At 66.5% G+C, this 11,207-nt stretch carries 9 protein-coding genes; 6 read left to right on the top strand and 3 right to left on the bottom strand.

Going from position 1 to position 11,207, the window contains the following annotated elements; all coding sequences use genetic code 11:
• Positions 1–474 precede the first annotated feature (474 nt).
• The 4 genes from ASF57_RS11455 to ettA all read left to right on the top strand — a co-directional run bounded on the left by ASF57_RS11455 (position 475) and on the right by ettA (position 3,957).
• On the top strand, positions 475–759 hold the full coding sequence (locus ASF57_RS11455) for a hypothetical protein (protein WP_056483372.1): 285 nt from the start codon (positions 475–477) through the stop codon (positions 757–759).
• Between the two features lie 10 nt (positions 760–769).
• Positions 770–1,672, top strand: a complete 903-nt coding sequence (locus ASF57_RS11450; RefSeq protein ID WP_056483366.1) for a DNA/RNA non-specific endonuclease — start codon at positions 770–772, stop codon at positions 1,670–1,672.
• A gap of 88 nt (positions 1,673–1,760) precedes the next feature.
• The gene (locus ASF57_RS11445) at positions 1,761–2,042 is read left to right on the top strand and encodes a hypothetical protein (RefSeq protein WP_056483365.1); all 282 of its coding nucleotides are present in this window, start codon (positions 1,761–1,763) and stop codon (positions 2,040–2,042) included.
• A 262-nt stretch (positions 2,043–2,304) separates the two neighbouring features.
• A complete protein-coding gene (gene ettA / locus ASF57_RS11440; protein WP_056183671.1) occupies positions 2,305–3,957 on the top strand; it encodes an energy-dependent translational throttle protein EttA in 1,653 nt (550 codons plus the stop codon).
• 41 nt (positions 3,958–3,998) lie between these two features.
• Here the strand turns inward: ettA and ASF57_RS11435 are convergent, their stop codons facing one another.
• From ASF57_RS11435 to ASF57_RS11425, 3 genes are read right to left on the bottom strand one after another with little or no spacing between them, the layout of a single operon-like run.
• Positions 3,999–4,853, bottom strand: a complete 855-nt coding sequence (locus ASF57_RS11435) for a formyltransferase family protein (RefSeq protein ID WP_056483362.1) — start codon at positions 4,851–4,853, stop codon at positions 3,999–4,001.
• Positions 4,850–5,617 (bottom strand): SDR family NAD(P)-dependent oxidoreductase, encoded by a 768-nt coding sequence (locus ASF57_RS11430; RefSeq protein WP_056483357.1) that lies wholly within the window; start codon positions 5,615–5,617, stop codon positions 4,850–4,852. Before ASF57_RS11430 ends, ASF57_RS11435 begins: the two co-directional genes overlap by 4 nt.
• Positions 5,618–5,648: 31 nt before the next feature.
• Positions 5,649–6,956, bottom strand: coding sequence for a capsular biosynthesis protein (locus tag ASF57_RS11425; protein ID WP_056483354.1), 1,308 nt, complete (start codon positions 6,954–6,956; stop codon positions 5,649–5,651).
• 617 nt (positions 6,957–7,573) lie between these two features.
• Here ASF57_RS11425 and ASF57_RS11420 point away from each other — a divergent pair.
• Positions 7,574–9,226: a capsular biosynthesis protein gene (locus tag ASF57_RS11420; RefSeq protein ID WP_244476910.1), complete on the top strand. Its 1,653-nt coding sequence runs from the start codon at positions 7,574–7,576 to the stop codon at positions 9,224–9,226.
• An 8-nt stretch (positions 9,227–9,234) separates the two neighbouring features.
• On the top strand, positions 9,235–10,689 hold the full coding sequence (locus tag ASF57_RS11415) for an alkaline phosphatase family protein (protein WP_056483349.1): 1,455 nt from the start codon (positions 9,235–9,237) through the stop codon (positions 10,687–10,689).
• The last annotated feature ends 518 nt before the right edge of the window (positions 10,690–11,207 follow it).

Below are 11,207 nucleotides of genomic sequence, written 5' to 3'. Positions count from 1 at the left end.
GGACAGACCGTCCAGAATCGACGGACCCTCCGACAGCCCCGACGCGGACGCGGAGGACGCTGGCGAGGTTTCGCCCGTGGTTTCTTGCCGTGACACCGATGCACACCCGTTCGTTTGCTGAACATCGGTTCGATTTCGCCCACCCTCGCTGGATTGAGAGCCGGCCGATCATCAAACGATGCGTGCTCCGGTGTGAAACCGAAGCCATTCATTCGCACTTATAACGCCATTACGCAGCTTTGCCACGTTGCGGAACGTTTGTTCGCGTCCACAGCCTGGACCGACCTGAAATACGATTCCGCTGCACGGGGCCAAGCGGTGAATTCCGGATCGTGATTCGGCTGCGATGCTGACTGGTACGCATGAACTCCGCTGGCTCTTGCGCACGAAGTCCGGCAGTTAATCCTCCGTTTCGTTCGGATCAACGGTGCGTTCCACTTTTCCCAGCCGCCGCTCGTGCCTTAAGGCAGGTTCATGGTTCTCCTTCGATCCCTCGGCAGCCTCGTGCTGGTGCTGGCCTGCTTGAGCGAGGCTGACGCTGCGGAGCGGCTTGAGCGCGATCCCGCCCTGGTGCTCCGACACCGGCCGGTGGAGCCCTTCACGTTCCCGTGCGAGCCCCCCGGACGCTGCGGCGTCCAGGCCGATCCAGGCCCGGCCGACCGATTGGTCTCTCCCTTCGAGGGAACCCTCGGACGGCCCTGCGGCTATCGCACCCGCATCACGCCCGAAGGAACCCGGAAAGTCCGCGTGTGCTTCTGACGGACCGGCGATGAGGAACCGCGCATGCGTCCGGGTGCTCATTGCCGGGATTCTGGCAAGCCACGGGACCGCGAACGCTCGGGATTGCTCGACCTTGTTCGCCGAGGGCCGACGCCCTGAGATCACCAATGTCAAGCTGGACCAGCGCCTGGTACCGCTGTGTTACGACGCCTTCGCGGTGCTGCATTCCGGAGTGGCGCGGACACCACTCTACGCGGCCGAACGCCTGACACGGGAAGGCGTATCGGCCGCGCGCGGCATCGACCGGATCGACGCCTTCCACGATGAGGACGCGCTGCCGCCCGATGATCGTGCCCTTCTGGAGGATTACGTCCGCAGCGGCTTCGATCGCGGTCACATGGCTCCGGCCGGCGACATGCCGACCGAAGCGGCCCAGGCACAGTCGTTCAGTCTTGCCAACGTGGTTCCACAGGACCGCGCCGTGAACCGGGGGCTCTGGGCCGCCATCGAGGAGAGCGTGCGCCGCCTCTCGACTCGCCGCGGAACGCTCTTCGTCGTCACCGGCCCGGTCTATTCCGGGGGTTCCGTCCGGGCGATTAACGGGCGGGTGCTGGTGCCGACGCAACTGTTCAAGGCGCTCTACGACCCGGCTACCGGAGAGGCGGGCGCCTATCTGGTGCCGAACGCCGACGACGCGTCCTGGCGCGCGGTGTCGCTGGATTTCCTTCGCCAGGAGACCGGGCTCGATGTTTTCCCGACGCTACCCGCCGCCGCCAAGGCAACGGCCATGGCATTGCCGGAACCCCGCGCCTATTCCCGGGGTCCGGCGGAAGGCGATGGGTCCCAACACCGCCGACGCCCGGACGCGGATTCTTTCGAGGCCTGGGCCAAGCGGGAGTTGCATCGTGCCCTCAGACGGCTCTGGCGCGACCTGATGCGTGCGATCTTCTAAACGGATGACAGGTTCGGACCTGATGGTCGAAATGGCTCCTCCGCGGCGCAGCGGGACGCCTTATGGATTCTGCTGAGGAAAGGTTTCGATGTCGAAAGGGATAACGCCGACGGACACCTCCCGATTCGTGCCCTTTGCCGACGATGCCGCCGTGCAAACCATCGGCGGTCTGTCGATCGAGAACGGGACCGACCGGATCGGGATCCACGGAACTGTCGACCTGACGCGCGATGCCTCGGGCTTGGTGCGGGCGCGGGCGCTCGCTCTGACGCTTTCGGCGATCGTCACCGCGCTCGAGGCGGTCTCGCTGCCCGAAGAGACCGCAGATGGGGCGCGTTCGCCCGAGACGGTCAAGAATCCGTTCGCCTGATGTGGGTTCGACCGGCGGCGGCAGTTCCGTCGTGCGCTTTGTCCGGGTTCTTGCCGGTCCGGCGTCGCCCTGATACTCCGGCGCAACACTCTCACGCGAAGCGGTTCGACCACGGCGAGCGCCAGAGGTCCGGCCGCATCGGCGCATTCCGCGCGGTACGCCGACCGGCTCGAACAGGTGCCGGCGCGGGACCACGCACACGAGGATTCCGGGGGTCGAGGCGCAGGGCGCGCCGGGCCGCCGACACGACAGGGATACCATCATGGCGCGCGAATTCATCTACCACATGAAGGGTCTGACCAAGACCTATTCGGGTGGCAAGAAGGTCCTCGATAACATCAACCTGTCCTTCTACCCGGATGCCAAGATCGGTGTTCTCGGCATCAATGGCTCAGGCAAATCCACCCTGCTGAAGATCATGGCCGGCATCGACAAGGATTGGACCGGCGAGGGCTTCGTCGCCCAGGGTGCCCGGGTCGGCTACCTGCCGCAGGAGCCGCAGCTCGACCCCAACAAGTCGGTCCGCGAGAACGTGATGGAGGGGGTTGCCGAAAAGCAGGCGCTGCTCGACCGCTACAACGAACTCGCCATGAATTATTCCGAGGAGACGGCGGACGAGATGACCGCCCTCCAGGATAAGATCGAGGCCGCCAACCTCTGGGAGCTGGATTCCAAGGTCGATCAGGCCATGGAAGCACTCGGCTGTCCCAGCGATGAGCAGCCGGTCGCAACGCTCTCAGGTGGCGAGCGTCGCCGTGTGGCCCTTTGCAAGCTGCTCCTGTGGGAACCGGAACTGCTGCTCCTCGACGAGCCGACCAACCATCTCGACGCCGAGACGGTCAACTGGCTCGAAGGCCACCTGCGCCAGTACCCGGGCGCCATCCTGATCGTGACCCACGATCGCTACTTCCTCGACAACGTCACGGGCTGGATTCTCGAACTCGACCGCACCCGCGGCTACCCCTACGAGGGCAATTATTCGGCCTGGCTGGTGCAGAAGCAGAAGCGCCTTCAGCAGGAGGGCCGGGAGGACATGGCCCGTCAGCGCGCGATCAACCGCGAGCAAGAGTGGATTGCCGCCTCGCCGAAGGCGCGCCAGTCGAAGTCGAAGGCCCGCATCACCCGCTACGAGGAGCTGGTGGCGAAGTCCCAGGACAAGATCGACGCCTCGGCACAGATCGTCATTCCGATCGACGAGCGCCTTGGCAACAACGTCATCGAGTTCGAGCACCTGAACAAGGCGTTCGGTGACCGCCTTCTGATCGAGGATCTGTCGTTCAAGCTGCCGCCCGGCGGCATCGTCGGCGTCATCGGCCCGAACGGCGCCGGCAAGACGACCTTGTTCAAGATGATCACCGGGGCCGAGACGCCGGACGGCGGCACCATTTCGGTCGGCGAAACCGTCCATCTCGGTTACGTCGACCAGTCGCGCGACGCCCTCGATCCGAACGCCACGGTCTGGCAGGAGGTCTCCGGCGGCAACGACATCATCTATTTCAACAAGCGCGAGATCAATTCCCGCGCCTATTGTGCCGCCTTCGCCTTCAAGGGCTCGGATCAGCAGAAGAAAGTCGGCACGCTCTCGGGCGGTGAGCGCAACCGCGTCCATCTCGCCCGGACGCTCAAGGGCGGCGCCAACGTGCTCCTGCTCGACGAGCCGACGAACGACCTCGACATGGAGACCCTGCGGGCGCTCGAAGAGGCGCTGGAGGATTATGCGGGCTGCGCCGTGATCATCAGCCACGATCGCTGGTTCCTGAACCGCATCGCCACCCATATCCTCGCCTTCGAGGGTGAGAGCCACGTCGAATGGTTCGAGGGCAACTTCTCGGATTACGAGGAGGACAAGAAGCGTCGCCTCGGTGCCGACTCGCTGATGCCGAAGAAGATCAAGTACAAGAAGTTTTCGCGGTAAGGCGAAGCTTCGGCGGCCGCCCGGATGGGACGGGCGCTTCTTCAGGCCTTGGCGCTCAGCGCCAGGGCCTCCCACAGGTCCTGCGCGTCGGTCAGCTTCCGGCCGCGACGGCGAAGGGCCTTCAGCAAAGCCCGATCGGGGAACGGGCAATAAGGCAGGATCGGAACCGTCTCGCCGGCGGGTAGACGGCCCTCTGCGAGGTCGACAAGGACGCCGTCGAGCAGCACCCGCCCGTGCTCGTGCAGCCTGATGGCTGCCCGCGTCGCAGTGGTGTCGTCCGGCAGGCGCACGGCCTGCTGGGCCAGGATAGCCCCGGCATCGATCGTCACCGCGAGGCGGTGGATTGTGACCCCGAAGGCCGGCTCGTCCTCAGCCAGGGCGTGGATGGTCGGCACGGGGCCGCGATGATGCGGCAGCAGGCCCGGATGGACGTTCAGGCCGCCGAGCGGCGCTCGCATCAGGGTTGTGCCCGAGAGAATCTGATCGAAGTGGAAGGTGACGATGAGGTCGGGTGCATGCTCGGCAAAAGCCTTCGCCACCTCGGGTCCGTTGACGTCATCGACTTTGAGAGTAGGGATGCTCACCTGTCGGCAGAGTTCCCTGAGCGGCGTTGCATGCGAGGAAGGACCCGACCCCGTCAGGCGGCGCGTCAGGGGCGATAACGGGGCCAGCAGGTCGGGCAGGCCGAAATTGACGCCGAGATAGGGCAGGATCGCCGGCCCGGAGCGCGTGAGGTGGCGCCTAACCTGTCCGACGAGGCCGCCGGAACTCGGCCGCTCCGCATTGGAGAGGCCCACGAAGGCAATGTCGGCGGCGTGCTCGTCGACGAAGCGGCGTACGGCGCGGGCGTTCGGCAGGGCTTCCAGCACGAACAGGGCAATGCGCGGGCGAGTCACCGGTCGGCCCGGATCTTGAACGTGAAGCCGCTCATCCCGAGGCGCCGCAAAAATTCCGGGAGCAGGGCCGCGCCGCGCGCCGCTGCCGCGAGAATCCACGGGAAGGCGACGATGTCCTGGTTCCGGGCGAGACCCCGCGCGATGCGGCGGGCCGCATCCTCGGCGCTGATCTCCAGGGGACGCCAGCCCTGGTACTCCCCGCCCATCGCGGTCTTGACGTAGCCGGGCGTCACCACGTTGATGCGCACGCCATACGGCTTCAGTTTCTCGCGCAGCGCCAGTCCGTGAGCGAGAAGCGCCGCCTTGGTGCCGCTATAGGCGGGTGCGTCCGGCAGCGGCGCGAAAGCGGCCAGGGATGAGACCAGTGCGATCTGCCCGTGTCCCCGGGCGCGCATCAGGGTCACGCAGGGCAAGGCGACGTTGAGAGCGCCGACGAGGTTCACGTCCACCGTCTCGAAGGCCATCGCCTCCGTCTCGACATCGCCGCCGGGATCGCCTCCGTTGATCGCCGCATTGACGATGACGAGGTCGATGGCGCGACGCTGGTCCGCGGCCGTCAACCAGGTGGCCACGGCCTCACGCTCCCGGATGTCGAGGCGCTCGGTCTCGACCGCCGCACCCTTCGTGCGACAGGCCTCAGCGATCGCTTCGAGGCGGGGACGATCCCGGCCCTGGAGGATCAGGGTCGTGCCGGGGGCGGCGTAATGACGGGCGAGGGCCGCGCCGATTCCGCTCGACGCGCCGGTGATGAGGATGACGGGCATCGGGTCTGCTAGCCCGGCAGGCGCGACCGGATCAATAGACCGGCGCCAGTTCCTGGGGCTCGCTGGCCTGTTCTCGGATCGCACGCGCTGCATTGAGGGCGGCGGCCGGCAGCGTGGCCTCCAGGCGCGGGACGGTGCCAGTGATGGCGCGCTCGATGGCGGCGCGCGAGAAGAACCCGCCATTGACCTGAGAGCGGTGGAGCACGACGCGTCGGAAATCGGACATCAATTCGCTATCCGGCGATGTCGGCGCCGTCCAGAACGTGTTCAGTCCGCCCTGATGGGTCAGGCCGGGGAAGTTGTAGATCGCATTGCCGGCCGCACAGGTCGGACGTCCGAGTTCCAGCGAAAGCATCCCGACCGTGCTGTTGACCAGCACGACGCCGCGGCTTCCGGCGATCAGGCTCGGAAGGTCGCCGCCATCGATGATGTCGAGGCGATCGTTGACTCCGTGGCGCTTGGCCGAATGACGTGCGTATTTGCGCCAGTTGATCAGCCCGCTATCGAGGGGATGCAGCTTGATCAGCAGGCGCGTCGGCGCCGGCGCATGGGTCGCGAAGGACGCGATGGTGCGGTCCATGAACCCCTCGACCCCGAGGAAGGGGGAGTGGACGCGGATCTGGTAGTCGCTGTCGAGTTGGAGGGGTAACAGGAAGTAATCCACCCCGATGGCCGTATAGGCCTCGTTGAGACGCGCCGCTTCGCGACGAGTCTGAGCGCGCCGGGAGAATTTCCTGATCCAGCCGGCATATTCAACCGCGATGTGGTGCGGCCGGTGGCTGCGGAAATGCGGGAAGAAGTAGGGAAACCCGAAATTCGCGATGTTATAGGCGACGTCCCACAGGCTGCGCCGGGCCATGTCTCCGCTCGACGGCATCGCGCGGCCGGGCTGGGGCAGGCGCCGTGCGATCGCCCGGATCTCGTCCGCCGTCTTCGGTAGGGTCGAGTGGCCGTTCACGCCGCCGAGTTCGCAGGTGATCCAGTTGGGGCGCAGGTAGCCCTCTTCGAAGACGTGGAACCGGACGCCGAACGGCTGGGCCGCCGCAGTGGCAGCTACGTGATAGGGCCGGCAATCCCCGAACAGCACGATATCGGTGATACCGTGCTCGCGGATGTAGGCCGCGACGTAGTCGCCCCACTTGGCGAAGGTCCCCCGGTAATTGTCCGAGGGGAGACGCCAGAACAGCCAGTCGCCCGATGAGAAGTTGATCCGGCGCACCCTGTGTCCGCGCGCCTGGAGGGCGCGCCCGAGTTCGGCGAAGAAGGGAGACGCGAGTCCCTGGAGGAAGAGGAAGGTTGCCTGTCCGTCTCGAGACAGTGCTTGTCCTTCGCGGGTCATTGACTGACGTTCGCGAGGCGTGGCCTGTCCTTCGAGCGGCAAGGCCTCTCCGGAGCGAGGCATGTCTGCGCGGGGCTGAAGCATTCTCGAGCGACGCCTGCTCCTGCGCCCGTTCGAACGCGGGCCACCGTGACGGCCGATTCCGTCGCACGCCTCAACCACCTCAGCAATTGGGCGCTCGTAGGGCCAATGACGAATTCCCCTCATCTGTGATCGCGCGGCAACAGCGCGTCCGGCGAACTTACCGGCCGAAATCCCGATTTGCTCCCGATCCATGTCCTACTTGGGCGAGAAGATGCTAAGGCAGCGGCCGGTTACGTCGGTCGAAAGCGTGCATGCCCCCGAACCTGCCGCCATCCTTTTTGTCCACAGGTTCGCACATCCGGTCTCTGAAATCGGAGCTCACGGCTGCGACGGGCGTTCCCTTCGCACGGCGCTGGCGGCCCGGTGCGGCACCAGCCGTATGGGCGGATGGACTGCTCGATCGCGGGCTCAGCATCCTCGACCACCCCGCCTGCACGATCGGCCCGGGGCCGCTGCTCTCACCCTACGACACGCCGCAAAATGGCATGGCGAGCCTTCGCGTCAGGTACGCGGGAGCCGACCTCGGTGGCAGCATGCCGATCGACTCTACGGCCCTGCGCGAGGCCCAGATCTTCGGGCGTAATCGCTTCGCGCGCGATCATCGTATGGCTGCGGAGGTCCTGGCCGGGCTCACCGACCCTGCCCTCATCCTGGCCGAGGGTGCCGTCGCGCGCTCCGGCGCGCGGCTGACCGCCTTCGTCAAGCGCGTTCTGGCATCTGACCCGAAAGGCAGCTTCATTGTCGCCGGGTCAGGCGGCTGTCCGGCACTGTCGATCGGCGCCACGACCCGGCTCCGGGTCGTGGCGCGGCCGATCAATCCTTGGGCGCTTTTTGAACGGGTCCGCACCGTCTTCGTCGATGACTGGGCTTCGGCTGCCGAAGCGAGGCTGGCCGGATGCGCGGTCGCTCGACCGGGCGATGACGCTTCCTCTCTGACGGCTGCCGATCTGATTGCGCTGCGCTATGGCGCCGGGGTGCATTACTTCGATCCCTGGACGCGTGCGCCCATCGCCCCCGCGGAGTGCCTGGCACGCGTGGCGTGGCTGCGAGACAGGTTCTGCGACAACGATCGGCGAACGGTCTTCGTCGGGATTTCGCGCTGGAAGCGTCCGGCCCTCGACGCATTCCTGGTTGGACCGGAGGGGGCGCCGCTTCACACCATGACGGCGGACGATGCGGTGGCGAAGGCCCGCCGGCACGGAGCCCAGGTCCGCGTCTGGGCGACCCGAATGCCGGAACGTCTGGAGCCACTCTGCGCAGGAGCCGGTGTGCCGCTCGCCCGCATCGAGGACGGGTTTTTGCGTTCCGTCGGCCTCGGTGCCGGCCTTGCCCCTGGGGCGTCGATCGTGATCGACGATCTCGGGATCTACTATGATCCGCGCACGGAGAACCGCCTCGCGGTGATCCTGCGGACCGCGACCTTCTCGGCGGACCTCCTGGCCCGGGCCAAGGCTCTGCGTGACCTCGTCGTGGCGCGGCGCCTCACGAAGTACAATGTCGGCCTGTCCGATCAATCCGGACCCTGGCCGAAGGACCGGCGCATTGTTCTGGTGCCGGGGCAGGTGGAAGACGACGCGTCGGTCCGGCACGGGTCGCCGGTCGTGCGCTCCAACCGGGCACTGCTCCAGGCGGCCCGAGCGCGAAACCCGGATGCGTTCCTGCTCTACAAGCCGCATCCCGATGTCGAGGCCGGGTTCCGCACGGGCGCGATCCCCGAGACCGAGGCGCTGACGCTCGCCGACCGGATTGTCGGTGGCCTGTCCATCGTCGACCTGCTCGATCGTGTCGACCACGTGGAGACGATGACGTCACTGGCCGGATTCGAAGCTCTCATCCGTGGCCGCTCCGTCGCGGTTCACGGACGCCCCTTCTATGCCGGCTGGGGCCTCACCGAGGATCTGGCGCCCGGGGCAGATCGCGGCCGGCGCCTCGCCCTCGACGAACTGGTCGCTGCGGCGCTCTTGCTCTATCCGCGTTATCTCGATCCGGTGGCGCTGAAACCGTGCTCGGCCGAACAGTTGCTGGACCGTCTCTCGGCGGCGCGGGATGCGGTCGGTCCATCGCGGCTGGCCCTGAGTCCAATGGCGATCCTGACGATGCGAGCCCGGTACTGGGTGGTCAACCCGATTGTGCGGCGCCTGCGCGCCAAGCGCGGAATCGAACGGTTCCGAGATCAGAGGCGCTGAAAGGCCTGATGACGCTGCTCTCTAGTTTCGCTCTCGCCGTCCTGCTCAGTCTTGCCATTGAGGCCGGGGAGGGCTCCGAGGCACGCCCAGTCAGCCGCCGACCTCGCGATCTGGCCATCCGCTGCGCCGGCTATGCCCTGGTGATGGGGTTCTGGTTTCAGTTCTCGTGGCGACCTTGGCTCGCCGGCTTCTCCTGCGTGCTGACCGTCGCCATTCTCACGGTGATCAGTCGCCTGAAACGCACCCTGATCGGCGAACCGCTGGTCTTCAGCGACTTCGCACTGCTGCGGCAGGTGCCGCGCCACCCGGAACTCTACTATACGCGACCACTCACCGACCCGCGCATGGCCGTGCCGATCGTCGTATCCCTCGGCCTCGTCGCCGCATGGTACGCGATCGAGCCCACGGTTCTGCCGGCTGAACCGAGCGTGGCTATCATTGCGATGCTGGCCCTGCCGCTTGTGCTGATCAGTGCCGTCGCCCTCGCCGGGGAGGGAGCAATGGCGGCGGCGCTTGCGCGCTTGTTTCCGGTGCCTGCGCTGGAGACCGATGTCGCTCGCTACGGACTGCCCGCGACCCTGATCGGGTATGCTCTGCGCTGGCGCACCGACCGTCGGACGGAGGTCGCAGCGAGGCTGCCGGTTGCGCGGAGGCGCGCTGATGTCCCCGTTGTCGTAGTCATGCAGCTCGAATCCTTCGTCGATCCCGATCGTCTCGGCGGCCCCGCGCTGCCCCTGATGGACCTGATCCGTACGCGCGCCACCCAGTATGGCCGCCTGCGCGTCCCAGCCCACGGCGCCTACACGATGCGGACCGAGCACGCCGTGCTGACGGGATCGGACGCCGAGGACCTCGGGTTCGGCGTATATGATCCCTACCTGACCCATGGCGGTCGTGAGCCGACGAGCCTTTCCCTTCGAGCTCGGGATGCCGGCTTCGAAACCGTCTTCGTGCATCCCTTCCATCGTGACTTCTTCAACCGCGCCGAGGTGGTGACCCGCCTGGGCTTCGACCGCCTGATCATGGAGGATGCATTCGGTACGGCGGCGCGGATTGGTCCCTACGTGAGCGATGCCGCGATGGTGGAGCGGGTCCTGTCCGAAATCCGGGCTCGCACCGGCCCGTTGTTCCTGTTCGGCATCACGATGGAGAATCACGGCCCGTGGAAGCCTGGACGCCTGCCCGGCATCGACGATCCTCTGGACCAGTACCTGACTCACGTGGGCCATACCGGCAGCGCCATGGAGACTCTGATCGCCGGGCTGGCGGAAGTACCGGCAACCCTGTGCTTTTTCGGCGATCACGCGCCGGCTCTCCCGAGCAGCCGCCCGGGTTTTGGGGGCACCGCGACGGACTACGCGATCTTCGAGTTCGGCGAGCCTGCGGCAGGGACCGAACCGGTCCGCCGGGATCTCACCGCCGCCGCACTCGGACGCCAGTTGCGCGACAGCCTGGAGCGATGACCGATCGAGGCCACGCAACGCGGCACTTGAGCTTGGCCTTGCCTCCGTCGTGACGCATTGGTGATCGAGAGGACGGGTCATTGTGAGGTTCGGGTCGCACCGTGAAAGCAGTGCATGGTCCGTTAATCCGATCGCAGCGTTTTGCCGCTAACGTTGGACGCGGCCAGCGCCTGAAAGCGCACGTCCTGGTAAGGATCGCTTTGATAGGCGGACCTCACCCGGCAATTCGACAAGAGTAGAGTGGCGCCGCCCATGCGCCCCGCAGCCGATGGCCCTGCCATCCGGTCGCGAGCCGGATGGGCGACGGCCCGGACCGCACATGTGCGCGGTCCGTTCAGGAGAGTAATCATGCTTCGCAAGGCGTCCTTGGCCGTCCTGACGGCCTGTCTCGTCTCGGGCTGCTCGTCGCTTCTTCCCGGTGCCGGTCCGACGACGGGTGCGGTGGTGGACGGGGCCGACATCGCCACGAGCGAGGGGACCTTCGCGCGCTACGAGATCGTCGACCTGTCGGCGGCCAC

Origin of the sequence: Methylobacterium sp. Leaf117 (genome assembly GCF_001422985.1) — a bacterium.
Classification (GTDB): domain Bacteria; phylum Pseudomonadota; class Alphaproteobacteria; order Rhizobiales; family Beijerinckiaceae; genus Methylobacterium.
Note: the sequence above shows the minus strand (reverse complement) of the source record. Positions and strands in the feature narration are given on the sequence as shown.

Bases quoted from the DNA above. Each gene is read 5' to 3' on its own strand.
- ASF57_RS11455 (WP_056483372.1), top strand. From the start codon at position 475: ATGGTTCTCCTTCGATCCCTCGGCAGCCTCGTGCTGGTGCTGGCCTGC.
- ASF57_RS11450 (WP_056483366.1), top strand. From the start codon at position 770: ATGAGGAACCGCGCATGCGTCCGGGTGCTCATTGCCGGGATTCTGGCA.
- ASF57_RS11445 (WP_056483365.1), top strand. From the start codon at position 1,761: ATGTCGAAAGGGATAACGCCGACGGACACCTCCCGATTCGTGCCCTTT.
- ettA (WP_056183671.1), top strand. From the start codon at position 2,305: ATGGCGCGCGAATTCATCTACCACATGAAGGGTCTGACCAAGACCTAT.
- ASF57_RS11430 (WP_056483357.1), bottom strand. From the start codon at position 5,617: ATGCCCGTCATCCTCATCACCGGCGCGTCGAGCGGAATCGGCGCGGCC.
- ASF57_RS11425 (WP_056483354.1), bottom strand. From the start codon at position 6,956: ATGACCCGCGAAGGACAAGCACTGTCTCGAGACGGACAGGCAACCTTC.
- ASF57_RS11420 (WP_244476910.1), top strand. From the start codon at position 7,574: ATGCCGATCGACTCTACGGCCCTGCGCGAGGCCCAGATCTTCGGGCGT.
- ASF57_RS11415 (WP_056483349.1), top strand. From the start codon at position 9,235: ATGACGCTGCTCTCTAGTTTCGCTCTCGCCGTCCTGCTCAGTCTTGCC.